Source organism: Microcoleus sp. (assembly GCF_049646505.1).
Classification (GTDB): Bacteria; Cyanobacteriota; Cyanobacteriia; order Cyanobacteriales; family Microcoleaceae; genus Microcoleus.
Genome location: NZ_JBARVX010000026.1, coordinates 1 through 25,500 on the forward strand (window position 1 = coordinate 1; position 25,500 = coordinate 25,500).

The 25,500-nt window shown below is 45.7% G+C and carries 19 protein-coding genes and 1 pseudogene; 13 read left to right on the forward strand and 7 right to left on the reverse strand.

Annotated features, from left to right (window positions below; all coding sequences use genetic code 11):
- Together WBA89_RS01840 and WBA89_RS01845 are read right to left on the reverse strand one after the other, a co-directional pair.
- Window positions 1-330 (reverse strand): DUF429 domain-containing protein (locus WBA89_RS01840; RefSeq protein WP_424403531.1); only part of this gene is annotated, 330 nt, incomplete at its 3' end.
- Between the two features lie 438 nt (window positions 331-768).
- The gene (locus tag WBA89_RS01845; protein ID WP_424403533.1) at window positions 769-1,845 is read right to left on the reverse strand and encodes a septal ring lytic transglycosylase RlpA family protein; all 1,077 of its coding nucleotides are present in this window, start codon (window positions 1,843-1,845) and stop codon (window positions 769-771) included.
- 508 nt (window positions 1,846-2,353) lie between these two features.
- Between WBA89_RS01845 and purM the strand changes: the two genes are divergently transcribed.
- On the forward strand, window positions 2,354-3,382 hold the full coding sequence (gene purM / locus WBA89_RS01850; RefSeq protein ID WP_424403535.1) for a phosphoribosylformylglycinamidine cyclo-ligase: 1,029 nt from the start codon (window positions 2,354-2,356) through the stop codon (window positions 3,380-3,382).
- A gap of 441 nt (window positions 3,383-3,823) precedes the next feature.
- Here the strand turns inward: purM and WBA89_RS01855 are convergent, their stop codons facing one another.
- Window positions 3,824-6,673 (reverse strand): valine--tRNA ligase, encoded by a 2,850-nt coding sequence (locus WBA89_RS01855; RefSeq protein WP_424403537.1) that lies wholly within the window; start codon window positions 6,671-6,673, stop codon window positions 3,824-3,826.
- Window positions 6,674-6,827: 154 nt separating this feature from the next.
- On the opposite strand from WBA89_RS01855, the gene WBA89_RS01860 reads away from it, so the two are divergent.
- Window positions 6,828-7,208 (forward strand): GxxExxY protein, encoded by a 381-nt coding sequence (locus WBA89_RS01860; protein ID WP_424403539.1) that lies wholly within the window; start codon window positions 6,828-6,830, stop codon window positions 7,206-7,208.
- Between the two features lie 359 nt (window positions 7,209-7,567).
- Here the strand turns inward: WBA89_RS01860 and WBA89_RS01865 are convergent, their stop codons facing one another.
- Entirely contained in the window at window positions 7,568-9,220 is a 1,653-nt protein-coding gene (locus WBA89_RS01865) for an FAD-dependent oxidoreductase (protein ID WP_424403541.1), read from the reverse strand.
- 204 nt (window positions 9,221-9,424) lie between these two features.
- Here WBA89_RS01865 and WBA89_RS01870 point away from each other — a divergent pair, with 204 nt between their 5' ends.
- The 5 genes from WBA89_RS01870 (at window position 9,425) to WBA89_RS01890 (ending at window position 13,822) form a co-directional block, all read left to right on the forward strand.
- Window positions 9,425-9,652, forward strand: a complete 228-nt coding sequence (locus WBA89_RS01870) for a hypothetical protein (RefSeq protein WP_424403543.1) — start codon at window positions 9,425-9,427, stop codon at window positions 9,650-9,652.
- Window positions 9,652-10,053, forward strand: coding sequence for a type II toxin-antitoxin system VapC family toxin (locus WBA89_RS01875; RefSeq protein ID WP_424403544.1), 402 nt, complete (start codon window positions 9,652-9,654; stop codon window positions 10,051-10,053). The genes WBA89_RS01870 and WBA89_RS01875 overlap by 1 nt, the downstream gene beginning before the upstream one ends.
- 78 nt (window positions 10,054-10,131) lie before the next feature.
- Entirely contained in the window at window positions 10,132-10,893 is a 762-nt protein-coding gene (locus WBA89_RS01880) for a 5-methylcytosine restriction system specificity protein McrC (RefSeq protein ID WP_424403546.1), read from the forward strand.
- 4 nt (window positions 10,894-10,897) lie between these two features.
- Window positions 10,898-11,038 (forward strand): hypothetical protein, encoded by a 141-nt coding sequence (locus tag WBA89_RS01885; protein ID WP_424403548.1) that lies wholly within the window; start codon window positions 10,898-10,900, stop codon window positions 11,036-11,038.
- A gap of 9 nt (window positions 11,039-11,047) precedes the next feature.
- Window positions 11,048-13,822 (forward strand): non-ribosomal peptide synthetase, encoded by a 2,775-nt coding sequence (locus tag WBA89_RS01890; protein WP_424403550.1) that lies wholly within the window; start codon window positions 11,048-11,050, stop codon window positions 13,820-13,822.
- 653 nt (window positions 13,823-14,475) lie between these two features.
- On the opposite strand, the gene WBA89_RS01895 is transcribed toward WBA89_RS01890, so the two are convergent.
- Window positions 14,476-15,480, reverse strand: coding sequence for a phosphoribulokinase (locus tag WBA89_RS01895; RefSeq protein ID WP_424403552.1), 1,005 nt, complete (start codon window positions 15,478-15,480; stop codon window positions 14,476-14,478).
- 915 nt (window positions 15,481-16,395) lie between these two features.
- Here WBA89_RS01895 and petH point away from each other — a divergent pair.
- The 6 genes from petH to WBA89_RS01925 all read left to right on the forward strand — a co-directional run bounded on the left by petH (window position 16,396) and on the right by WBA89_RS01925 (window position 24,412).
- Window positions 16,396-17,601 (forward strand): ferredoxin--NADP reductase, encoded by a 1,206-nt coding sequence (gene petH, locus WBA89_RS01900; RefSeq protein WP_424403554.1) that lies wholly within the window; start codon window positions 16,396-16,398, stop codon window positions 17,599-17,601.
- Window positions 17,602-17,867: 266 nt separating this feature from the next.
- Window positions 17,868-18,602: a Uma2 family endonuclease gene (locus tag WBA89_RS01905; protein WP_424403556.1), complete on the forward strand. Its 735-nt coding sequence runs from the start codon at window positions 17,868-17,870 to the stop codon at window positions 18,600-18,602.
- A gap of 265 nt (window positions 18,603-18,867) precedes the next feature.
- Window positions 18,868-21,243, forward strand: coding sequence for a hypothetical protein (locus tag WBA89_RS01910; protein ID WP_424403558.1), 2,376 nt, complete (start codon window positions 18,868-18,870; stop codon window positions 21,241-21,243).
- A gap of 49 nt (window positions 21,244-21,292) precedes the next feature.
- The gene (locus WBA89_RS01915; protein WP_424403560.1) at window positions 21,293-22,066 is read left to right on the forward strand and encodes a hypothetical protein; all 774 of its coding nucleotides are present in this window, start codon (window positions 21,293-21,295) and stop codon (window positions 22,064-22,066) included.
- Window positions 22,067-22,172: 106 nt separating this feature from the next.
- Window positions 22,173-23,489 (forward strand): homoserine dehydrogenase, encoded by a 1,317-nt coding sequence (locus tag WBA89_RS01920; RefSeq protein WP_424403562.1) that lies wholly within the window; start codon window positions 22,173-22,175, stop codon window positions 23,487-23,489.
- 86 nt (window positions 23,490-23,575) lie between these two features.
- Window positions 23,576-24,412: an alpha/beta fold hydrolase gene (locus WBA89_RS01925; RefSeq protein WP_424403564.1), complete on the forward strand. Its 837-nt coding sequence runs from the start codon at window positions 23,576-23,578 to the stop codon at window positions 24,410-24,412.
- A 17-nt stretch (window positions 24,413-24,429) separates the two neighbouring features.
- On the opposite strand, the gene WBA89_RS01930 is transcribed toward WBA89_RS01925, so the two are convergent.
- Both WBA89_RS01930 and ppnK read right to left on the reverse strand, forming a co-directional pair.
- Window positions 24,430-24,906, reverse strand: a complete 477-nt coding sequence (locus tag WBA89_RS01930) for a hypothetical protein (protein ID WP_424403566.1) — start codon at window positions 24,904-24,906, stop codon at window positions 24,430-24,432.
- Between the two features lie 418 nt (window positions 24,907-25,324).
- Window positions 25,325-25,500: pseudogene (gene ppnK, locus WBA89_RS01935) on the reverse strand (NAD(+) kinase); the annotation flags it as partial.

Sequence of the window (25,500 nt, forward strand, 5' to 3'; positions counted from 1 at the left end):
TTCTAAACTGAGGCCGAATTCTACGGTTTTTTGGGCGAAGGGGCGGGAAAGGTTGGCGGGATAGCAGCCTGCGTGGTAGCGCCCAAAATGTTTGTGCGTGAGTTTGTCGGCGAGGCGCATTCCGGTAGGATTGGCGATGATTGTGGGTGCGTCTACGGCGACGATCGCTGGTTCGGTTGGGGAGATTTGGGTGTCGAGCCAGCCGAGGATGTCGTTGGTTGCTAAGAGGCGATCGCACTCGATTAATTGTAACTGATTATTTTCCCAGTTTAAGCAGCACAAACCGCTGGCTCCTGAACTCCAACCTAAATCAATTCCAATAAATTTCATCAGAGATTTTACCGTTATTTTTACTCTTAAAAAACAGGATTTTTCTTGTGCTGCTTTTTTGCTTTCCCAGGCTTAGATGCCAGTTCAAACCAAATGGTAAAAAAACGGAAAGCCCAACGAATCAACCGCAAAATGTCATATCAATTCCTCTCTTCATCGTCCTGTATTCATTGCTCTGGGCTCTCTCTCTGTGTTCTCTGTGTTCTCTGTGGTTAAATCATTCCGAAACCGGAAACGATATCATTTAATGCAAGGATTTAAACACAAAAAAAATCACCGCGCTTGTTGATATCTCCGCGGCGAATTTGGGAACCCGAAAATCAGGATATTAGGGCAAATAAGTCCTAAGACTCCCTGTTTGTGTAAACCGGGGAGTCTCAATCTAGTTTCTGCCTTCTCGACTGCGGATAACTTTTGTATTGTGCCTGAGTGTGCCCTTTACCGTTCTACAGTTGTTTGCTGCTGCGGTTCGATCACTTCGATTTCCACTCTCGCAACACCGCTGCCGATCATTCCCAGGACGCTGGCCGCGCCTGCAGACAAGTCAATCAGCCGATCGCCCACATAGGGGCCGCGGTCGTTGATGCGGACAACTACGGTGCGACCGTTGTCGAGATTTCGCACCATCACTCTAGTTCCGAAGGGCAAGTGGCGGTGGGCTGCGGTCATATCATTTTGGTTAAAACGCTCGCCGCTGGCGCTGAGGTTGCCGTTAAAACCCGGGCCGTACCAGGAAGCCCAGCCGCTGAGCCGCACTTGAACTGGGCCCATAGAAAGGATGGGGCGTTCTGGTTGGGGTTTGCCTGCGACTGCTTCCAAGGGTGGGGCGTTGCCCAGAAGCCGGCGGAGGCGATTGGTTGCTTGCAGGGCGTCTCGGCCCAAGTCGCTGGTGGTGTCGGGGAGGATGGTTTCGGCGTTGATGTTTACCAAGTCCTCCCCGTTTGCCTCGATCCTGTAGCGATCTTGTTTTTCCCACTTCACGGTAATGCTGTTCGGATCGATGTTGTTGCGGGCTAGCTGGTTGAGTTTTGCTGCCAAGCTGGATGCCCGCCACACTGGATCTGCTTCTTCGGTGCTTTCGTTGCTGGCAATGTTTCCTACTTTGGTATTTTCTTTCGCGCCCGCTACTTTCAACTGACTGCTAGCACCGACTTGGCTGTTGCCAGTTTCTCGGATTTTGGTATTTTTTTCCGGACTGGGGTTGAGAAATGTGATGACTGGAATGTTTCGCACGTAGACTGTCGCTGCTTGTCGTCCGCCCAAGTCGTGGGACTGAATTTTGGCGATCGAGTCTCGGTCAATTTCAGCTTTGGCTTGATACTGATACTGTCCGACTTTTTGTGCTTCGACCCGCTTAGCGTTTAACTGCGGGGACGGTTGGGCGGCAATTACTTGCTGCGAATCCTGAGAGTTTTGCTTGACGGCATCTGTTGCTTGTGCGTGACAAGAAGAGGCCGTTCCTACCACAGGAACTAACAGGACAGCGAGTAGACCACCAACAAATTTTTCCTTCATACGTCCATTTTTGTGAATAGCCATTGCCAAGCGAGATAGGAGGATTTGCCATTCGGCGGTCGGGTGTCACAGATTTCTCTGTTTGTCCTTCGCCATTCCCCCGCGAGTCACAGCAGAGTATCCGGGTGCGTTTTTGCTTTAATGCTTCAGCCCCAAAAAATTTTGGTCGAAACTTCCCCGATACTTGACAACTCATACTCGATCTGCAATTTGTGTTTTGGTAACGAACTGCAACAGACTACCACAAATTTTTGCGCTTGGGGATCGCTCACAGCACGAAATTTACCAAAAATTGAGTATATCTTCCCAGATTTCAGTCTGAGATAATGCTTAGATTGCAGTGCTTGCAGCCGTTTTAGCAGTTCCAGAAAACTTTACAAAACTTTACAAAACTTGAGCCGATTTTAGGGGCTGCCCAGTGCCTAGCCTGAAAAAAGCTGTTTGTCAAGTGTTAAGCGTTAACCGTTATCGGCATAAACTAAAACTTAGAAATCGATTTGGCGGACTTATGGATTATCGAGAAGCAGGTGTGGATGTTGAGGCGGGCAGAGCTTTTGTCGATCGCATCAAGAATACAGTCAAGAGCACCCACCGATCGGGAGTTTTGGGCGGATTCGGCGGCTTTAGCGGGTTTTTTAGCGTCCCGGAGGGTTTAAAAGAGCCGGTGATGGTTTCGGGCACTGACGGCGTTGGGACTAAGTTGAAATTGGCCCACAATCTCGATCGGCACGACACGGTAGGTATCGACTTAGTGGCAATGTGCGTCAACGACGTACTGACATCCGCTGCCGAACCCCTATTTTTTCTCGATTATTTGGCCACAGGAAAGTTAAATCCCGAACAATTAGCTGCGGTGGTAGCCGGCATTGCTGACGGTTGCAAGCAAGCCGGCTGTGCTTTGCTAGGAGGAGAAACGGCAGAAATGCCCGGTTTTTACCAAGCGGGTGAATACGATTTAGCTGGGTTTTGCGTGGGAATTGTCGAAAAAAGCAAGTTGTTGGACGGTTCGCGGGTGCGGGTAGGAGATGTGGCTGTGGGGCTCCCTAGTTCGGGCGTCCACAGCAACGGTTTTAGTTTGGTGAGAAAAATTGTCGGCGACAGGGGTTTAGATTGGCATTCGCAACCAGAAAAATTAGGCGGCAAAAGTTTAGGAGAAGTGCTGCTGACTCCAACTAAAATTTATGTGAAACCAGTCCTCGCAGCGATTAACAGCGGTTTGGATATTCACGGCATGGCTCACATTACCGGCGGCGGTTTGCCGGAAAATTTGCCCCGCTGTTTGGGAGCAAATCAATCTGTAAAAATTGACTGCAATAGCTGGCCGAGTTTGCCAATTTTTGACTGGATTGCGGAAGCTGGGCAAGTTGCGGCGGCAGATATGTTCAATACTTTTAATATGGGAATTGGATTTGTGCTGTTGGTCGATCGCACAGAAGTAGAACAAACTGTTAAATGGTTTGAATCTCAGGAAATTGGTGCTTTTGAAATTGGCGAAGTAATCGAGGGGAACGGGGAATTAGTGATGGCAGCAAATTAAGTTTTATTGACTTAGTTTAAAAAAATGCCATTTTTTTTAGGGTAAAAAGCTGGACTCCGAGCATTCGACCTAGTACAAACTAATAATGGGAATAGTGGCCGTTTATCAAATTGTAACGCCACTTCCATTGTAGCGATCCTAAATCAGTTGCCAATAAATCTGGCTTCACTAATGGTAATTAAGGATCGAAAACTTAATAACTTAAACACCTCCTACAGTCCTCTCTCCTGTAAGTTTCCTTCCTCAAAGGAGGCTCTTCCTCGCCTATCTGCATTACCAGGCAGAGCGAAAGTAACGAGCAATGCCACATACCATAAGCCCAGCGGCACCTCATCTTTCGCTTGAAAGGCTATATGTAGGTTGGGCGGAGTGAAACAGAGGGTTCGTTCCAGGGCCCAACCTACAATCAACTGCCAACCACCAACTGCCAACAATCAACGATTAAAACAACTTTAGCCGATCGCGCAAAATCTCCGCCTGTTTCTCCGCTTCAGCCAAAGCATCCCGCGCCCCCTGAACCACATCAGGAGTAGCCTTATCCACAAACTTCTGATTAGTCAAACGCGCCGCAGTATGCTTAATTTCAGCTTCCACCTTGCTCAACTTCTTCTCCAATTTACCGCGCAAAGCCACCAAATCCACCACCCCAGCCAGAGGAATCAATACTTGTACAGTACCCACAACCCCAGCAATTGACCCCCCCTGCCCCCCCTTGCCAAGGGGGGGATTAAGCGGAGACTCTGCATCCAAACTAGCAGTAACAGTCAGATTTTCCACCCTGGCTAAATCCTGAATGTAAACGCCTCCATCCGAGAGAATTTGGCGTTCCTTCTCGCTTTCGCTTTGCAAAATCGCCGTCACCTTCAGACTCGGTTTGATATCAGTATCAGCCCGCAAATTGCGAATAGTGCGAATTGTCCCGAACAGCAACTCAAACTGCTGTTCTAATTCTGGATCGATCGGCGATGTATCGGCTTCAGGATAAGCTTGCAAAGCCAAACATCGATCGTCACCAGTTTGAGTCAGAGTGTGCCAAATTTCCTCAGTAATGTGCGGCATAAAAGGATGCAGCAATTTCAGAATTCCTTCCAACACAAAAGCAAAAGTTTGCTGCGCGAGTTTCTTAGAATTCGGTTCAGCATCCGGCTGCAAGCGAGACTTGACTAATTCAATATACCAGTCGCAAAAATCGCCCCAAATAAACTCGTAAAGATTCTTAGCCGCTTCTCCCAAGCCGTAAGTTTCCAAAGAATTGCGACTTTGTTGCACAACTTGATGATAGCGAGAAAGAATCCAGCGATCGCACAATTCCAAACTACCGCCTTCTCTCCCATCTTGAGAAAGCGAGTCTTCATCACTCCCACCCTTAGCAAGGGGAGAGTTCTTACTCCCCCCCTTAGCAAGGGGGGGCTGGGGGGGGTGAGGTTTACCCAACTGCTGCGGAGTCTGTCCCTCCAGATTCATCATCACAAACCGGGCCGCATTCCACAGCTTATTTGTGAAATTCCGGGAAGCCTCGACTGATTTCGATTCATCAGTTTTGCGATCGTACTCCATGCGAATATTCTGCCCGGCCCCAATCACTTCCTTAACCAAAGTGTAGCGCAAAGCATCAGTCCCGTACTTCGCAATCAACAACAGCGGGTCAATACCATTGTTTTTACTCTTAGACATTTTCTGACCTTTTTCATCCAACACCAAACCGTGAATGTAAACAGTATCAAAAGGCATCTTTTCAGTAAAATGTCCGGCCATCATCGTCATTCTAGCAACCCAGAAAAAGATGATATCAAAACCAGTCACCAGAGTAGTTGTCGGATAGTAAAAATCCAAATCCTGAGTTTTTTCCGGCCATCCCAGAGTTGAGAAAGGCCACAACCCAGACGAGAACCAAGTATCCAATACATCTGGATCTCTTGCTAACTCAACATCTTGCCCAAATTTAGCCGCAGCTTTTTCCCTAGCCTCAGCTTCAGTTTTCGCCACCACAAACGGCGTTGTGTCGGTAATTTCGCCGTGAGTTTCGCTAACAGCATACCAAGCCGGAATCTGGTGTCCCCACCACAATTGGCGGGAAATACACCAATCTTTCAATTTCACCAACCAATCGCGATAAACCTTTGTCCATCTGTCAGGAACAAATACAGGCGAATTACTTTTGTCTAATGCTTCTAGCGCGCGCTGAGAAAGCGGATCTATTTTCACAAACCATTGAGTAGATATCAACGGTTCGACGGGAACTTTGCCGCGTTCGCTGTAGGGAACTGTGTGCTTGTAATCTTCTATCTTAACTAAAAATCCGTCAGTTTCTAACCGCTTCACCACATTTTTGCGGGCAACAAATCGGTCTTGTCCTTGGAACTCTCCGGCATTTTCATTTAAAGTGCCGTCCTTGTTCATGATGTTAATAAACGGCAAATTGTGGCGCTTACCCATCTCGAAGTCATTCGGATCGTGGGCGGGAGTCACTTTGACACAGCCTGTTCCGAAAGTTGGGTCAACTAATTCATCGGCAAAAATTGGAATTTCGCGATTGGCGATCGGCAAAGTGACAGTTTTACCGATAAGATGCTTGTAGCGATCGTCCTGTGGATTCACAGCCACCCCAGTATCGCCCAACATCGTCTCCGGCCGAGTTGTCGCCACCTCCAAATAACCGGAACCGTCCGTCAAAGGATAGCGGAAATGCCACAAATGGCCCTCAACTTCCTGCTGGTCAACCTCCAAATCCGACACAGCCGACTGACTCGCCGGACACCAATTCACCAAGTAATTACCGCGATAAATCAGCCCCTCATCGTACAGGCGCACAAAAGCTTCTAAAACCGCAGCGGATAAGCCTTCATCCATCGTAAAGCGTTCCCGCGACCAATCGACAGACACGCCCAAACTGCGGAGTTGATTAGTAATAGTATTGCCAGACTCAGCTTTCCATTCCCAAGCCCGTTCTAAGAATTTTTCTCGCCCTAAATCGTGGCGAGTTTTGCCTTCTGCTTTGAGTTGCTTTTCGAGAATAGTTTGAACTGCGATGCTAGCATGATCCGTTCCCGGCAACCACAGGGTATTGCGTCCAGTCATGCGGTGATAGCGGACGAGGACATCAATCAGCGTTTCTTCAAAGGCGTGTCCCATGTGGAGGCTGCCGGTCACGTTAGGCGGCGGGATGACCACGCAGTAGGGTTCGCCGCCTTTTTCTGGGTCAGCTTTGAAGGTTTGGTTGTCTTCCCAGTATTTTTGCCATTTGGTTTCGGTGGCTTTGGGGTCGTATTGGGGTGGTAGGTTTGCGGTCATGGTGGCTTCAGATTTTGATCTTATTTATGATTGTGCCACAGGAGAGGGAAGAGAAGAGGTTTAAACCACAGAGGGCGCAGAGGGCGCAGAGCCAAGAGTGTTGCGAGGGTTTTGGGTTATTATTTTGATATTGGTTTGAGAAGAGGATAGAAGAGTGTTGGAAGAGAATCTGAATGAGTTGACTTATGCTGTGATTGGGGCGGCGATGGAGGTTCATAAGGAGTTGGGGCCGGGGTTTTTGGAAGCGGTATATGAGAATTCGTTGCGTGAAGAACTTTCGCGCCGGGGAATTCCTTTTGAACCTCAGCCTGCGGTGAATGTGCTTTACAAGGGTGTTGTGGTTGGGGAAGGCAGATACGATATGCTAGTTGCCAACACTCTCGTTATTGAATTAAAGTCTGTCCAAACTATACTTCCTATCCATGAGGCTCAAGTTATCTCCTACCTGAAAATGACTGGTTATCCTCTCGGTCTTCTCATCAACTTCAATGTCCGCTTTTTAAAAGAAGGAATCCGCCGCCTCATCCTCTCCTAACAAACCCTCTTATCCCTCTCCTCTCTGCGCTCTCTGCGCTCTCTGCGGTAAAATCCTCTTAATATCTATTTCACCTCTTGATAATCCACGCCATCAAGAGAAGAGTTTTGAACCGCAGAGGACGCAGAGGGCGCAGAGGGAAGAGTGTTGTGAGGGTTTTGGATGTCCTAAAAAAACCTCATCCCTGCCCTCTCTGCGCTCTCTGCGCTCTCTGCGGTAAAATCCTCTTAATAAGAGTTTTGAACCGCAGAGGACGCAGAGGGCGCAGAGGGAAGAGTGTTGTGAGGGTTTTGGATGTCGTAAAAAAACCTCCTCTCTCTGCGCTCTCTGCGCTCTCTGCGGTAAAATCCTCTTAATATCTACTTCACTTCCTTATAATCCACTCCATAACTCGTATCTCTCCCCGACAAATACGTAGTTTTCCCGGTTAAAACTTCCAAAGTTTCTCTCGTTTCAGCCGAAGTAATCGTATTCAGCGGCACTCCTAACTTGCTAGCCAAACCAGCGGCTACGCCCACACCTTGTCCTTGATAAATATTCACTGTCGCAATTCGCCCGACTGATACCGCCATACCGACATAGCCGGACGATCGCCCTACGATCGCCAAATTATTCACTTTACTCGCCAAAGCGCTCTCTATCCCGAAATTATACACCGGCAGCGGCGGAATTCTCGATTCCAAATCCTTGACTCCGCCCCGCAAGTCGAAATCATAGGAAAAACTGCCGATCGACTTTTCTGGTATAGTTCCCCCTAGAATAATCTCCTTCCCCGTCAGCGGCGCTACCACATCGCGCACATTCAAAGTTTGTCTGATATAAATCTCATCCGGTATAAATAGTCTCACATCTTTACCCGACTTTTTTTGCAGCCATTCTTGCAGGTATGACATTTCTTGAACCATTTCAGGAGTCGGTTTTCTGCCGTTAGCTTCCATCTTCATCAATTCGTCAACTTTGTATTTAAACAAAAAACCGTTCCACGACATGGAGTTATCTTTGTAAACGCAAATATTGGCTTTGTCGAAAAAGAAGCCTTTCTCTTGAGTAAAGGGCAGATTTCTATCTACGTGATAGGCGGCTCCGATGGCTACGCTTCTGATATTGTAGCCGTCTCGATAGGCTTGATAAATCGGAGTCAAAAAATTCCTCAGCCAGAACTCTGTACTTGCAGGATCTTTATATTTACTAATGCTGGCTTTAATCTTTTCTACTAGAGGGGTGTCGTAGAGAATGTCATCTTCTATTTTGCGTAAATCGGCGATCGTTAGCCCGGTAATTGTCGGGACTACAGATATAGCTAAGGATTCATTTTTTGATTTGATATTTTGCGATTCATATCCTGTATAATAAGATAATCCTGCTTTTCTGGCAAGTTCTGCGTCTTGAGTTACATCAATAAAAGAATTAGCTTTAATTTTGATTTTAGTGTTTTTGACTTCGGCATATTCAATTTGATTATTGACTACATGAGGAGTCAGAGTTGAGTTGGAAATAACTTGAACTCCGGCTTCCGAAAGCATCTCTTTAAGAGCTTTGTCGGCCGTTTTTGGTTCTAAGCAAGATTCGGGGACATTGGCTTTGTCTAAGAATTCCCGGAAGCATTGGGCGTAGGGTTGGCGATACCAATCGGGGATTTTATCTAAATCGACGTAACCTAAACCGCCGCGCGTGAGTACGCCGCCCAAGGGATCGGTTGCGTAGTTCGATCGCACAACAGCAACTTTGCCTTTTTCACCTAAAGTTTTCTTGGCCCATATCGCTGCACATATCCCCGGTACTTCGTCGCCGTACACTACGATATCAAAGTTGCGATCGACTGATGTTGGATGCGCTGCTGGGGGCTTGTTTGCGGCTGTTTGTCGCAGGTTTGGGGGGTCTAATGTGGCGCTTGCTTCGTTTCGGTGGGCGATCGAGCTTTTTGCTTCTTTGAAATAGGGGGAGTCAACTAAAACTTTTACGGCTACAAAAAAGATGGCAATGGCAGCTAATTTCTTGAAAGTAGGAGGCATTTAGTTGACTCGTTGATGAATTTGCATTACCTGAAAGTGCTGTTCAGGGTTTACGGAGTTGAATATAGCACGTTTGGGGAATTTCGACACAAGTTTAAGTTTTCCGGAAAGGGTGGTAAACGAATCTTCTCAACCCAAACCCGGCGATGCTGTCCTGGCCAAAATGCTACAATTACATCGATCGCAAATTGAAATATAAAAAACATGACTTTTGAGGCGGTTTTAAATCTTGTCAAGCAGTTGTCTCTAGCCGAAAAATTACGGTTGATTAAGTCGATAGTTCCTGAAATAGAACGAGAATTAGTTGTTCGGCCCGCTCCCCGCAAATCATTGTGGGGTTTATGTGCTGACTTGGGAATTGCACCTTCTGCTGCTGATATAGATGAAGCTCGGAGGGAAGAATGGGCGAATTTTCCAAGGGAGGATTTCTAATGCTGCGTGCTGTAGCTGATACTCATGCTGTTATTTGGTATATTTTTGCCGATTCGCGACTTTCGGTGACTGCTAGAACGAGAATAGAACAGATAGCTGCCGAGGGAAATCAGGTGGCTTTTTCATCAATTACATTAGCAGAAATTGTCTATCTGAGCGAGAGAGGGCGGATTAATTCAGCTACTCTCGATCTATTATTGAGAGAAGTTGAGAGCGATGATGCTTTATTGGTGGAAATTCCTTTCGATCGCAATATAGCTTTGACTTTAAGGCAAGTTGACCGATCGCAAATTCCCGATTTGCCCGATCGCATTATTGCTGCTACTGGTTTGTATCTTAATGTACCCGTTATTAGTCGCGATCGCCGGATTCAATTATCGAGTATAGACACAATTTGGTAAATCTGAGTCACTCAGCGATCGAAGTTGATTTGTGGCTCAATTTGCATTACCTGAAAGTGCTGTTCAGGGTTTACGGAGTTGAATATAGCACCTTTAGGTAATTTCGACACAATTTTAACTTTTCCGGGAACAGTTGTTAGCGGTTTTGCCAGTGTTACTACTGGGAGAGGGAGGGGAATTGATGAGGGTAAGGATGCGAAGGGCGATCGCATCTCAGATATCTGGTGTCGGAAATGGCGATCGGCTACAATAAGTTCAGAACAGCAATTAAGTAATCTTAAAGATACAGAAAAAATAGAAAAATTTTTCTATATTCGCGGTCGCATTGATGTCCGAAAAAATGTGCAAAACCCTTGGAATTTTAAACTAAAATGTCACTATAACGAACAAACAGGCGATATCGAAGAAAATCAAATTATGGCTCGGACACTTTTCATCATTAGCCGCAGCGGTTTGTGTCGCGAATCTGTCTCATCGACGGTGCGAAAAGCCTTTCACGTACTCCAAGAATTTGTTACTCTAACATCTTTTAAACCAGAAGCTTGTATCGATCGCACTTATCATCGTTTAAATCAAGATTGTCAAATATTACAAGCCATCTGTCGCTTCTTTTTGGAGAATACTGGGCAAAGTCACGAAAAAGGCGATCGCGAAATGCTACCTTTGTGTTTTGCTTTTTTACTGCGATCGCCCCCGAACGCTAATGAGATGATCCCCAAAACAGTCTTGATGTACAACATCTTAATTAATAAGTTGTATAATTCAAACAGGAGAAAAAGTAAGTTCCCCAAAAGCGCATTGATTCGCGCCGCCATATTCAGGCAGACCTGGCAACTGTGATAGATTGGTTCGACGCAGTATTACTGCACTGCGACAGTTTCGACACTGCACGAGAAGCAATCCACAAAAAGCTGTCAGCTTGATGAATGCGGGACAAGGAATTGCCCGCTGGGAGCCATCTATTAACCTCGATCGCCCTACTTAAATCACAAATATGATGAACCCTCAAGATGTTTTGACGAATAGTGGGTACTCACCCAACAAGGAAACTGATTCACTAAAAACTACCCATGATGTCCGTGTTGATGTTCCATTATCTAGTCACGATATTTCCTCTGTCGAGGACTCTCAAGTCGATCTAACTCCATCTGACTGTGTGAGTATCCATCAATGGTTTGAAGCACAGGTTAAGCAAACTCCTGATGCGATCGCCCTTTCATTTCAAGGGCAAGAATTAACCTACGATGCCTTAAATCAACGCGCAAACCAGCTCGCCCATTACCTTCAAGCACTAGGAGTGCAACCGGATGAACTGATTGCTATCTGTATGAATCGCTGCATGGAAATGGTGATTTGCTTTTTGGGGGTGATGAAGGCTGGGGCGGCCTATGTGCCGATCGACCCAGCCTATCCCCACGAGCGCCGAGCGTACAAGTTACGAGACGCCCGCGTGCGATTCATTTTGATTCAACAGGATCTGGTTGAATTTTTGCCCGAACACAATGCTCGCGTGATTTGTCCCGATACAGACTGGCACGATATGGCGCCATACAGCACTGAAAATTTGTCTCTGCTGACAGCGCCCGAGGATTTGGCTTACGTTATTTACACCTCTGGTTCGACGGGAAATCCCAAGGGTGTAATGATTGCTCACCGGGGCATGGTTCACCACAGCAAGGCGATCGTCCAAGCATTTAATCTTCAGGCTGGCGATCGGGTACTTCAATTCTCTAGCATGAGCTTTGACATCATCATTGAGGAAATATTTCCATCCTTGGTAAGTGGTGCAACAATCGTGCTGCGAACTGAAGACAGTATTAGCTCTACCCGCCAATTCCTGGAGTTTATTGAGCAAGAACGCATTACTATTCTGAACTTGCCAACTGCTTTTTGGCACGGCCTCGTCAGCGGACTCTCATTGCTACGTGTTCCCATGTCCCCAGATGTGAGATTGGTGATTGTGGGCGGAGAAAAAGCCTCTCGCGCTCTGTATGGTGAATGGCGACAATTGGTTGGGGAATATCCTCGTTGGCTCAATGCCTATGGGCCGACTGAAACTACGGTGACGGCCACCATTTTTGACCCGATCGCCGAAGGTTACGATCTCAGTAGTGAAGCCGACATTCCGATCGGTCGTCCTCTTCCCAACAGCCAAATTTATATTCTGGATGAAAACCTAAATCTTGTGCCAGATGGCGATATTGGCGAATTGTATATTGGCGGCCCCGGGCTTGCGAGGGGATATCTCAATTTGGCAGAACGCACTGCAAGTAAGTTTATTGCTAATCCATTTAGCGATCGACCTGGAGCCAAACTTTACAGAACAGGGGATAGTGCCCGCTATTTACCCAATGGAACGTTAGAGTTTATTGGTCGCATCGATTTTCAAGTAAAAATTCGAGGTTTTCGGATTGAGTTACTAGAGATTGAAACCTATTTGGAACAGTACCCATCTGTGCAGCAAGGTATAGTTTTGGCACGGGAAGATGTACCCGGTGAAAAGCGCTTAGTGGCATATATCATTCCGAAGCACGGACAACCAATTCAGGTGTCCGCACTGCGTAGTTTTCTACAAACAAAGCTACCGGCATACATGATTCCGGCAGCCGTTGTAGTGATGGAGAGCTTCCCCATGACTCCCAACGGTAAAGTCGATCGCCGTGCATTTCCTGAACCGCAGGTTGTCGATCTGGTTCAGTACAGCGAAATTGTGTTGCCTGTTGATGGACTAGAAGCTCAACTTGTCCAAATTTGGGAGCAGGTACTCAATATTAAGCCGATCGGCACTACGGATAATTTCATGGATTTAGGCGGTACATCGCTGTTAGCCGCTCGCTTAGCTGACAAAATTGACGAAAAGTTCCAGCAGAGTTTGCCACTATCGATTATCTTCCAAGCCCCAACCATCAAGCAGCTATCCCAGATTCTACGTCAAGGCGATATCCCCAACCAAAGCCTTTCCTTAGTTGAGATTCAACCGAAGGGATCTGTGCCACCACTATTTCTGTTTGAAGGAGTGTCTATTTATCACCCGTTAATTCCATATTTGGGTCTAGACCAGCCGATATATGGCTTAATTGCTCTTGTTAAAGATGGCGTGAAGGGGCCAGTCAATCAGGTTGAGGCGATCGCAGACTATTACATCAATGAACTCGTGAAGGTGCAACCAGAAGGCCCCTATTATTTGGGTGGTTTGTCATTTGGAGGTATTGTTGCTTTTGAGGTAGCTCAAAAATTGGCAGCTAAAGGACAGGAAACAGCGTTATTGGTGATGTTTGATTCCATGTTGCCCTCTGCCTACAAACCCCTACCCATTCAGCAGCGGCTGCGCTTCCATGCCCAAAAAATTGCTAAGCAGGGTATAGGTTACATCGTCAGTAGTGTCGTCGATAAAATAATGACACTTACAGACGGAATGACAGTGCTGGCCCGCAAGACGATCGGGCGATACCTTAAGGCGAAAGAACCTACAGAGTCAATGTCTTGCACCGCGGATTATTTGATGACAGACAAGATAATTGATCGAGCAGAACGAGCTTACGTGCCAAAACCCTATGCTGGGAAAGTAGTTATATTTAGAGCACAGGATTCTGAAGATGGCGTAAGTGTCAGTCTCGATCCGGATCTAGGCTGGAAACCTTATCTCAAAGACAGTCTGACCATTTACGATGTACCTGGAGACCATCTAGGTATTTTACAGGAACCCAATGTCGGGGCGATCGGCAACCGAATGAAGCTATTGCTGGAAAAGGTAATGGTGCAGCAGTAAAGTTTTTGGCATTCTTAATCGATATTCAGACAGGGTTGCATCGAATTATTGCGCCGATCGGAAAGATGAGGTACAACTTAGATTTTAGATTTTAGATTTTAGATTTTAGATTAGGGGATTAGAGGATTGGAGGATTGGGGGATTCGAGGATTCGGAGATTACGGGATTTTGTAATTGTTAATGAATTGGTGAATACCCGATCTTTCCGAGAACCGCTATAGATAATTCAAGAAAGTAGAACTACCCTCAATTAAGCCTAAAAAACATTTTTAAAGTCTTTATTGCCAAACACTCTACCCTAACTCAAGATGCTTGGGTTAACCCTTTTTTCCGAATTTCATCTCACTATTTCATAGGCAATAAAGCCATTGAGGTAGAGGTCGCCCTCAACTGTCAACTGTCAACTGTCAACTGTCAACTGTCAACTGTCAACTGAAAGCCTCTCCCTGGTAGCATAAATTAAAATCAGACGATTCATTACTCCAATCCTCTTTTTTCTAGGTAGAGGTCGCCCTCAACTGTCAACTGTCAACTGTCAACTGTCAACTGTCAACTGTCAACTGTCAACTGTCAACTGAATCACCGTCTGCCGTTCATTTCACCCACAAAAAAAGAGGCGCGACCGCGCCTCCCAAATATTTCATGTCTGCGTTCTAAACACTAACAGCCACTTTCGCTTCCTTCGCAGTCAACTTCTCGTAAGTCGCCCGCATCTTCAATCCCACCAATACTTGGAACAAACCAGTTCCATTGTTGGAACCGGGATATTCGCGGTGCTGGAGCAACAGGTGAGTCAACTCGCCTTCGTATTTCGCAGAAGTCTTGCTCAAATGGCTTTCGATGTAAATAACTTCTTCCAGATTTTCAAACTGACCGTCTAGTTCCAAAATCGAGACTTCGTGGTCGTAGAAAGCATCCGGCCCGTAGTACATCTTAATTCCCGGATAGGAACAAGTTAGTTTGCGGCCGCAAGGAACCCAGTTAATTGTTGAACCTTCGTCAAACAAATACGCTGGCTCAAAATTGGCGATGCCTTCGCGCTGGATCATCTGCACGCGCAGAACTTTCCGCTCTTTGTCATCTTTAATCAAGTTGGTGGGCAATACTTGAATTACCACATCAGCGTATTGCTTTTGGGGGTCGATGTAAGCGGTGAAATCTGGTTTGCGAGCGTTGATTGCAAACAGCACGTCTTCGTAACGGTGGCCCCGTTCCGCCATGTCGCGCTGGATTTTCCAAGCAATTTTAACTTCGTCGCTGATGTCGAGGTAGACGCTGAAGTCGATGAGATTTCTCACTCGCTCGTCGTAAAGGGGGTGCAGCCCCTCAATCACAATGATGTGATTTGGATCTACCCGCTCAGGAGGATCGAGCAGACCGGTTTCGTGGTTGTAAATCGGTTTGTCGATCGCCTTACCTTCTTTGAGAGCTTTCATTTGCTCGGCCATCAGGTCGAAATTGTTGGCTCTGGGGTCAAGGGCGGTAATCCCTGTTTCTTTGCGCTGTTTGCGATCGAGACAATGATAGTCGTCAAGGCAGATTACAGTCACGAAATCTTCCCCGAACAAATCTGTCAATCGGCGCAAAAAAGTAGATTTTCCGCACCCGGAGTCTCCGGCTACGCCAATTAAAACCACGCGATCCGGCTTACTTGTCATAGTTTCCCTCTAAAAAAATCACTGTTTACTAACAAAGAGTCTAGATTCCACAAAATTTCAGCCCGCAGGTAGCGTGCCGGCTTTGTGCGATTTTGTTGCTACCCCGATCGGATCGAGCACTCACCAGCATACAGGAGTCAGTTGACTGCCTGCGAGGGAAGACCCAAGCAATCTTCAAGGCAATTGACATACTCCCGATCCCTCAAGGCATGGGGATTGTGGATTCAAACAGCTTCTGGCAAGCACAGCTTGTCCGATCTTGCCTCGCCTCTAGGTTGATGCCTCAACCTATTTGAGATTTTTTGGACTATGGAGTTGAGACGGGATTTTTACATCTGGCGAATCAACAATATATAGTTCCATCACGATTCCCGTCCGATCGGGCTTGCCCGCTCGCCTGCCTTATAGGACGGGATCTTACCCCAATTTTTTGGCTATTAATGCTAAGTTTAGTGATTTAATCTTACCAGAATGCGTCCGCCCACTACAAGCTCAACGTCATTTAGTCAAATCGTGCTTTAAGCTGTACTTCATTATAAATTGTATATTTCCATGCCGTATTCCCTTTGATAAGTTAAATCCTCTCCCGATATCGGACTCTGCCTCTGCCGAATCTCCTTCTGCAGAAGGAGCGATCGGGACAGATCCCCCGATCGGGTAAAATATTGGCAGTACGCAGACAACAATAGCTATAGGTCAATACCTGAACGCAGCCGGACTCGATAGCCGGCGTGATGTTCGGCTGATTGGGAACTAGAGAGGCGATCGACCAAAAAGGGACACGCCCGCCCGCAACGGCGAGGCCCGAAGATTGGCGCGGCCAATTAGTCCAGATGGCCTTAAGAAAAAAGTAAATTGAGTCTAACGTCACATTCTCTTTCTTTATAACTCTGTATCGTGAAGGACAAGCAACAAATGTACAGCCCAAGCATCTCAGGTGTAGCGGCCAACTCAGAATCAGGCAGCCGCATCTTTGTATACGAAGTCGAGGGTATGCGTCAGAGCAAAGCAACTGACGAAACAAATCACCCGATTCGCCGTAGCGGCAGCGTGTTTATCTCCGTTCCCTACGATCGCATGAATCAGGAAATGCGGAGAATTGCTCGCATGGGTGGCAAAATCGTCAGCATCCGCCCATCAAACGGCGCTCCCGAAACTAATGGCAAAGTCGCACCAGAAGCAGGGCCACAGAGTCAGAAATCTGGAGAAAAAACCAAGCCCATGACCCAAGCCAAGGAAAAAGTTCAGATTCCCGTTAACCTGTACAAGCCGGCCAATCCCTATATTGGTAAGTGCATTTCAACAGAAGAATTGGTCAGAGAAGGCGGCGAAGGCACAGTCCGCCACGTCACCTTCGACATTTCTGGCGGCAACTTGCACTATCTCGAAGGTCAAAGTATCGGGATTATTCCCGATGGGACAGATCAAAAGGGCAAACCTCACAAAATTCGGCTTTACTCGATCGCCTCCACCCGTCACGGCGACACCCTCGACGACAAAACAGTTTCTTTGTGCGTCCGCCGGCTAGAGTACAAACAACCGGAAACAGGCGAAAAAGTATTCGGCGTTTGTTCGACTTTTCTCACCGGTTTGGAACCGGGCGCTGATGTCAAAATCACCGGCCCAGTAGGCAAGGAAATGCTGTTGCCCGACGACGAGGAAGCCACCGTAATTATGATGGCTACCGGTACGGGTATTGCTCCTTTCCGCGCTTATTTGTGGCGGATGTTCAAAGAAAACAATCCCGGCTACAAATTCAAAGGTTTAGCTTGGCTGTTCTTTGGAGTTGCTTACACTCCCAACATTCTTTACAAGGAAGAGTTGGAGCAATTGCAGCGCGAGTTCCCCGACAATTTCCGCTTGACTTATGCCATCAGCCGCGAACAAAAGAGTGCTGACGGCGGCAAAATGTACATTCAAAGCCGGATTAAGGAGAACGCAGACCAATTGTGGGAATTGGTTCAAAAGCCAAACACTCACACTTATATCTGCGGTTTGAAGGGCATGGAAGGCGGAATTGATGAGGGAATGTCGGCTGCATCGAGCAAGCACGACGTTGACTGGACAGCGTATCAGAAACAGTTGAAGAAAGACCACCGCTGGCACGTTGAAACCTATTAATGTGTTGCCTGATTTAATTTGAATAGTAGGGCGGGCTTTGGCTCGCCCTACATTTTTTTGTGAAACAGTTTTCAGCATTAAACAAGATTGCATAAATCTTCGATCGATCCTTCAACCGCAGAGGCAAAGCAGATAAACACAGATTAACGCCGATAATTTCAAGATAGGAAAGTAAATGAATGCAATGCAAGTCTATTCAGGGGCAGATTCACCCAATACAAGTGTAAAATAGACAGTAAGCTCACCGAAAAAGGGAGATAACTGACATGGTTATAACTTCTACCCAAAAATTGACATTTGAAGAATATCTGAACTATCAGGGAGAATCAGGTGTTTGTTATGAATTATATCGGGGACATCTCATTGAAATGCCAACACCCACAGCAATACATATCAAAATCTGCGAGTTTTTGGTTTATCAGTTCCGGCGCTTCTTTGCAGCACACAACCTACCGCTAGTTGCAATTGTCACTACCGCAGTCCGAACTGAAGAAGACTCTTCCCGCATTCCCGATGTTGTGATTTGCACTCGGAGTTTGTGGGAACAAGTCTGCGCGCAACCTGGTTCCGCAGTGCTGGACTTTGAAGAAAAACCGCTGTTAGTTATCGAAGTTACCAGTCAAAATTGGCGGGACGACTACATCCGCAAGCGCGCAGAATACGATTTAATTGATATCCCTGAATATTGGATTGTAGACCCAAATCGACCGAAAATACGAGTATGCAGCCGCCCCGAAAATGAAAGCAGTTATTCTCACCAGGAATTTTTGCCGGGACAGCTTGTTCAGTCTGTACAGTTCGCTGAATTTATTTTATCGGTGGATGAAGTGCTGTGTCCGCCGCTAGTCGAAGATTTAATTCTAGAAGAATCTGTACAGCGACAACAGCTAGAACAGCAGAATCAACAGCTAGAACAGCAAGTTAATTTAGAAAGGCAGCGTGCCCAAAGATTGGCGCAGAGGCTGCGAGAAATGGGAGCAGATATGGATGCGGAGCTTTAAATTGCTGTGTAAATTCTGGATTCATTAGTCATGCAGATCCCCAGCTTATTTAATAAGTCGGAGCTCTCGCTATTCTGTGAATGCCCGGTTGTCATACAATGATTGTAGATTAAGTGAGTTTCAACGGGTCAAAGTCGTGGCTTTCAAAATTGGTTTGCTAGGTTTGGTTAAGTTTACTTACAAAAGTATAAATCTCAAAATTTATATGATAAGTAAATAATAAGGATATGCAAGATTCTGGATTACGAGGGTCAGAAAGTAGCCTATGCCAGTAAAAATTATTCGGGCAGCCTTTCGCGAGATACAAAAACTATCTTATGACAATTCTCAGATAGTTTACCAGATTATCAGTGGTTTGAGCCAAGGCAGCCATCAAGATGTTAAAAGTTTACAGGGACATGAAAAACTGTGGCGAACTCGTCAAGGTAAACTGCGTGTGATCTGGGAACTAGATTCTGGCAATATTGTAGTGATTAAAGCTGGTTTGCGAGGAGATGTTTACGATCGGGTGTTTGACCGTCGCGATCGCACAGATCCGCTGGAAATAGAGGCAATAAAGGCAATAGAAGAATTGAATAAACCTCAAGGAACCGCGCTAGTATATCATCCAGCTTATGAAATTTCACTAGAAAATAGTAATTGGAACAAAGAAGAAGATCGTTGGTACAAATTTATTTATGCCAACTATTATCGCTACTCGCCGGTGCTAACCGATCACCAAAAACAGCCATTTGATGAGTTGAGACAGTCTGGGATACGGTCTACAAAAGATTGGTTAGTTCAGAGTGCGCCCGGAACAGGGAAAACTGTATGTGCGGCTCTTCTAGCTTGTGAACTTCATCGCGATCCAAAGTGGAACACAATGCTTATTGTTTCTCCAGCAGTGCGTGAAGATTTGGAAAATTACTCAGAGATCAAGAAGATAAAAGAGCAAAATTCAGAAGGTTTTTGGCTTGGAACCTTTCCTGATTGGGTACGTAAAGTAGATCCAGAATTGGGCGCTCGCCTAGCAACTTCAGAGGAAGAATTAACGGCTCTGCGAGAATTAGTGAGATTCGAGGGTTTAGCACCCAATTTAGGAAAAATTAGTTCGCGAGATGTTTTGCTATATCAAGCTTTCGTTCTGGATCGGGAAAATGGTAACAACAATAGAAATGCCATCTTCCAAGAAAATAGAGAACGTATTGAAATTCTTGAGAATATTAGACCAGAATTGTGGACAAGAAGGTTAGAGAGGTTAGGGGATCGCCTCTGCAACTTCGGTGTTGCGACTCAACTTATATCTGCTCCGCCTTCCCCTCCTTACCAAAACCGGCCTACTATTTTAATTGTCGATGAAGCCCAAGATTTTTTGTTAGCTCAGTTAAAAGCTCTAATTGCTGTAAGAAAAGATTGGGAAAACCAGAGACCTTCAACTTCTCTCTGCTTGTTGGGAGACTTAAATCAGAGAATTCAACCCGTAGACTTTGATTGGGGGCAACTACAGTTAGGCCGGCCCATTGAACTTAAGTACAATTATCGAAATTCACGCCATATTTTAAAGTTTGCCAATCAGTTTTTAGACTTTGCCAATAATGCTAGGCATCATGGCCGGCGTTTTCCCGAACCAAGCGATCCTAAATATGCTGTTGAAGAAGGTGAGCAAGTGCGCTTACTAGAATACCCTTCATCGGAGTTAGCTTTAGAGTTTTTAGACTCTTTTGATTTGCCAGTAAACTCATCTGGAGAGGGACGGGGTGAAAGGTATTTTCTTCAGCAGTCAGCAAACCAGGTGAAAGTCCTTTGGACTAATCCAGATGGAAAGCAACGGAGTCTAGAAATTTTAAATGCAGAAAAAGCCAAAGGACGCGAGTTTGATGCTTGCGTAGCTTTTCGGATATTTGAGAATAATGGGACATCTCGGTTAGAAGAGAGTTTTCAATGGTACACATTGCTAACGCGCCCTCGCTCTCGCTTATTAGTGGTAGCAACTACAGAAGAAATAGAGAGAATTGGTAGGAGGTACTTTGAATGTTGCCAAACTATTGATGCTATTGATGCGGAACAAGCTGCTAGTTGGATAGCTGAATTTGCGAGTGGTGTTGACGTAAGCCTGCTCAAAGATAACCCTCAAGAAACTCAAGAAAAGTTGCTGAAATGCTGTGACAATGGGCATCCATACTTAGATACTTATTTTGTTTTAAATTTAGCTGAAGTTGAAAGTGAAAGTCTTTACGAATGGGAGCAAGAAGCAATCAAGAGATTGCAGAAGCATTACAATGATTTGTCAAAGGAATTAGAAAATAATACTGATTGCACTAACTCTTTAAAAGAGGAGTTAAAAAATGTTCCGAGTGAGAATATTTCTCTACGCTGTTTGCTGTTACGGGCAATGAACTGTTCTTGGCAAGCAGTTGAGGAAGCGTCTGTTTTTCAACATAGTAATGAGAAGGAATATAAACGTTTAGTAGAAAGTATTGCCAAAGATTTAGAACACAAAAATTTAGTCTATGAAGCAGCGCGAGTCCGTGAGAAAATAGGGAAACCTATACCAAAACATTTTCCTTTTTCTGACCAAATAGCCAATCGTTCTGGCTCTTTGGTATCGTTACTCTGTCAGGCTATGCTCGATCGCCCTTTTCCAGATGCGTTAGACAAATAGACTGAAATAATTTATTGTGAAGTGACTGTAATAGAGGTAAGTTTTGAAAATGCAAAATGATTTTGAAATAGCCGATCAACTCGATCTTCTCTCGAAAAAGATTAGTGAGGGTATCACAGGAGCTAATGAGGTGCTTGAGCAAGTAAGAAAAGTTAAGCTAGATGTATCCAGTGCGGAAAAGGCGAAAGCGGAAATAGCAAAAGTTATTGAGGTAGAGATATCCCGTGCGACCAGCGAATTTGAGCTAGAGATATCCCGTGCGACAAGTGAAGTTCAACCAGAGATATCCCGTGCGGAAACAGCGAAAGCAGAAATCGCAGAAGTTATTGAGGTGGAGATATCCCGTGTAGAAACGGCGAAAGCAGAAATCGCAAAAGTTATAGAGGTGGGGATATCCCGTGCGAAAAGTGAAGCTCTGACGCAATTAGAAGAAATTCGTGAGCTAACTGAACAGAATGAGAGTACATACAATAAATTTTTGCAAGAAAAACTAGAGTTAAATGAGCTTTATACATTATTTGAGTCTTTAATCAAGGAAATAGGGGGATCTGCGGGTTTAAAAGAGCTGCGCCGCGAGCTTCAGGAAGGGCGCGAGGTGGCGTTTAAACTTGAGACATATCATCAGCAAGAAAACCAGAAACTGTTGTTAGAAAAAATGGATCAACAGCAACAGCAATTGATCAGGCAAGGAAAACTGGAGCAAGAAAGCCAGAAGCTGTTGTTAAAAACAATGGAGCAAGAGCAACAGCAATTGCTCAGGCAAGGAAAACTGGCAATTTTGATAGTCTCAGTGTCGGTTTGGTTAATTTTACTGATTAAGTGATAGTAACTGTCGGCATTTTTCCAACAGATATCTAGTAATTAAGATACTTTAGTCCAAAATATTTTACAATAGTTGTGTATTAAGTGAGTTTCAACGGGTCAAAGTCGTGGCTTTCAAAATTGGTTTGCTAGGTTTGGGTACAGTTGGCGCGGGAACTGCAGAGATTTTGCTCTCCCCAGATGGCCGCCATCCGCTGTTGCAGGAATTGGAAATATATCGGGTGGGAGTGCGCGATATTTCTCGAACTCGGTCTTTACAATTGCCAGAAAATGTGCTGACAACTGACCTAGAGGCGATCGCCACTGACCCGGAAGTTGATATTGTAGTAGAACTGATTGGGGGATTGGAACCGGCGCGATCGCTGATTCTGAAAGCTATTGCCAGCGGCAAACACGTAGTCACCGCCAACAAAGCAGTTATCGCCCGCTACGGCAGTGAAATCTTCGACGCGGCTAATGCAAAAGGCGTTTACGTGATGTTAGAAGCTGCTGTCGGCGGCGGCATTCCAGTCATTCAAACCCTCAAACAATCTTTAGGTGCAAACCGCATCAAAACTGTCACGGGCATCGTTAACGGCACAACTAACTACATCCTGACGCGGATGCAGAGTGAAGGTGCAGACTTTGCTGAAGTGCTCGCCGACGCTCAGCAATTAGGTTATGCTGAAGCTGACCCTACAGCGGATGTAGATGGATTGGATGCGGCTGATAAAATTGCTATTTTAGCCTCGCTAGCTTTTGGCGGGCGCATCAAATTAGCCGATGTTCACTGCGAAGGTATCAGAAAAGTTAGTGCGGCTGATATTGACTATGCCGACAAGCTGGGATTTGTGATTAAACTGTTGGCTATTGCTGAGGAAAAATCCCAAAGTTCCAAGCAAAATGGAGATGAAGAAGCGGAACTCCTCTCGATTCGAGTGCATCCTACTTTGGTGGCGAAGACTCATCCGCTGGCGAGTGTCAACGGTGTTTACAATGCAATTTTAATCGAGGGAGAGCCGATCGGGCAATTGATGCTGTACGGGCGCGGTGCCGGTGCGGGCCCCACAGCTAGCGCGGTGGTATCGGATATTTTGAATGTGGCGGCAATCCTGAAAACCGAAACTGTTCCGATTCCCCATCCTTTGCTGAGTTGCACTCATCAACATTACTGCAAAATTGCTGAAATGCAGGAACTTGTGACTCGCTTTTACGCCCGTTTTTTGACGGGGGATAGTCCGGGGGTAATTGGTAAACTCGGTACTTGTTTTGGAAACCACAAAGTTAGCTTAGAATCAATTGTGCAAACGGGTATTCACGGCAATTTAGCAGAAATTGTGGTGGTGACTCACGATGTTCGGGAAGGGGATTTTCAGCAAGCGCTCGATGAAATTCGCGCGATGGAAGCAGTCGATAGTATTGCGAGTACCTTGCGAGTTTTGTAAGAATTCCACAAGGTTAATAGTCAGGACTAAATTCCTGACTGCGAACCTTTTTTAGATTGTTTTTAGTTTAGTACGGATCAATACAATTGGATTTTGTCGATCGCCCTACAGGAAGGCACTTGCTAGATTCCATCTACGAAAAGTTTGCCAAACCCCAACTGCACGATACTTTCAAACCCACCAATCCGTCAATTTACGTTCGGCACGGAGAGGGGCAAGTTGTTGATGGAAATTATACCGTAGAAAAAGTCTTTGAAGACTCTGGTACTGGTTTTTATGCAGAAAGTCGCCTTCGGGTTTCTGGGAACAATCCGCCCGTGCTCGTGATTCGCGGCTACGGTTCTTGGTATCCTTTCGAGCGCGTTTTGGAAGATACGCCCGATGTATTTATGGCCAAACTAGAACGCCAGTTAAAAGCAGCGGAAATTGCGGGTGCTGTTGATTGGATAAAACAGCAATTTCACAGCGGAAATCCGCCCGATGTCGTCGGAGAAAGTTTGGGCGGCAAAGTTGCTCAGCAAATTGCAGCAAAATACCCGGATTATATTAGATCCACAGTAATTTTTAATTCTTTGGGCGTTTCGGAAAAGTTAGCTCGAACTTCCACCGCTAAGAATGTTTTTCACTACTTTACTTTAGGCGAAAGGTATGCTTTCTGGGCAAATGAAGGCGATTACATACCGGGAACAATTTTTGTGATTTCCCAGAAAGGGGAAAACTGTTGTTACAAGCTAGAAGAGGCGATCGTCCGAACGGCTCATTTTGAACGCAAGTTTAGCAAAAGACGAGTCCTGGTGGTAATATTGGCTCAGTGGCTGTTGTTAAATCGGCATAATGCGATCGTCCTCAACAAGAAAAAGCCGGTAGTTGTTGAGATCGATCGCGCGCAACTGCAAATTTTCCGAAAAAGCCGCTTTGTTTAAACTCACACAGAATTGCTTCAGCTAGCAGATGGCTGATTTTCCCGCGCTGCGGCGGCGAGTACCAGACAAAGTGCGGCTACCGCTTTTTCCCATTCTTCCTTAACGGCGGTGGGTTGAACATCTTCAAAAGTGCCAACTAAGCGAGGAATCGATCGCTCTAATGCTTTGCTGGGAATCGATTTGTGCAATTCAACTAAACGAGTTAAACTTTCTTCATTCTTCAAAAAACCCACTACCCATTTTGTGGTATGATCTGGACTGTCAGGGACGTTTGTAAGTCCTAGTTCTGTTTGCAACCAGTCGTAAAAAGGCGGAAGCTTTTGGGCTAGAACACTTGCAGCAGTGGGAAAAGTTTTTTTCAGCAAATCAGTATCGAGACTTCCCAAAAGTTGATTTAACTCCGGTGATTCCAGCAAGCTAGTTAATGGAAGTGAAAGCAGCGCTTCTGAATCTTCAGGGGATACATTTAAAGTCCGCGAAAATGTTTGCAGCATGAAAAAATATTTGGTATGGATGACTTTTTCAGTATCGCAATCGCGCGCATCAATGAATATGAGTTAGCTCATATTCACAGAAAAAATTTTGCACAGAAGCAGAAGCTGTCGGGGCTGGTTTACTAGATTCTTGGTTTTTGACTGTTATGGTTGCTAAAACCCGCCTTTTGTATCTTAAAAGAGTCAATCAGGCGATCGTACTTTCTTCTTGGTAAATCTCAAGAAACTAGAAAAGTTTCTGACTCTTGGTGCAAGTTTCAGTAGAAAGTGCTGTTTAAGGACATCAGAAATCAGTGAAGTTTGTCCGCCCCTTAGACTAAACAAGTCTGTTGCGAAGATCGGCTCCCATTACTGATGACAGGCTCGCACAAACCGGACAGTATCTACAGATTGATGATTAATGGTGGATGATTTCGGATTAATTGCGGTGATTGTTGCTGTACTTAATTCTAGCTCCGGCCCACTGCAGTTTTTCCCTCAAAGTGCCGTAATAAGAATAGTTTTCCCGCAAAATGATAAACTTGGCTTCGCAGTCTGCCATCCGCACATCTACGCGCTGTCCCGGCCAAATTGCAGTACCCAAAATGCCGTCTG

What these genes read in the sequence shown, in the direction of transcription:
- WBA89_RS01845 (WP_424403533.1), bottom strand. Translation starts at nt 1,845, where the DNA reads ATGAAGGAAAAATTTGTTGGTGGTCTACTCGCTGTCCTGTTAGTTCCT.
- purM (WP_424403535.1), top strand. Translation starts at nt 2,354, where the DNA reads ATGGATTATCGAGAAGCAGGTGTGGATGTTGAGGCGGGCAGAGCTTTT.
- WBA89_RS01855 (WP_424403537.1), bottom strand. Translation starts at nt 6,673, where the DNA reads ATGACCGCAAACCTACCACCCCAATACGACCCCAAAGCCACCGAAACC.
- WBA89_RS01865 (WP_424403541.1), bottom strand. Translation starts at nt 9,220, where the DNA reads ATGCCTCCTACTTTCAAGAAATTAGCTGCCATTGCCATCTTTTTTGTA.
- WBA89_RS01870 (WP_424403543.1), top strand. Translation starts at nt 9,425, where the DNA reads ATGACTTTTGAGGCGGTTTTAAATCTTGTCAAGCAGTTGTCTCTAGCC.
- WBA89_RS01875 (WP_424403544.1), top strand. Translation starts at nt 9,652, where the DNA reads ATGCTGCGTGCTGTAGCTGATACTCATGCTGTTATTTGGTATATTTTT.
- WBA89_RS01890 (WP_424403550.1), top strand. Translation starts at nt 11,048, where the DNA reads ATGATGAACCCTCAAGATGTTTTGACGAATAGTGGGTACTCACCCAAC.
- WBA89_RS01895 (WP_424403552.1), bottom strand. Translation starts at nt 15,480, where the DNA reads ATGACAAGTAAGCCGGATCGCGTGGTTTTAATTGGCGTAGCCGGAGAC.
- petH (WP_424403554.1), top strand. Translation starts at nt 16,396, where the DNA reads ATGTACAGCCCAAGCATCTCAGGTGTAGCGGCCAACTCAGAATCAGGC.
- WBA89_RS01905 (WP_424403556.1), top strand. Translation starts at nt 17,868, where the DNA reads ATGGTTATAACTTCTACCCAAAAATTGACATTTGAAGAATATCTGAAC.
- WBA89_RS01910 (WP_424403558.1), top strand. Translation starts at nt 18,868, where the DNA reads ATGCCAGTAAAAATTATTCGGGCAGCCTTTCGCGAGATACAAAAACTA.
- WBA89_RS01915 (WP_424403560.1), top strand. Translation starts at nt 21,293, where the DNA reads ATGCAAAATGATTTTGAAATAGCCGATCAACTCGATCTTCTCTCGAAA.
- WBA89_RS01930 (WP_424403566.1), bottom strand. Translation starts at nt 24,906, where the DNA reads ATGCTGCAAACATTTTCGCGGACTTTAAATGTATCCCCTGAAGATTCA.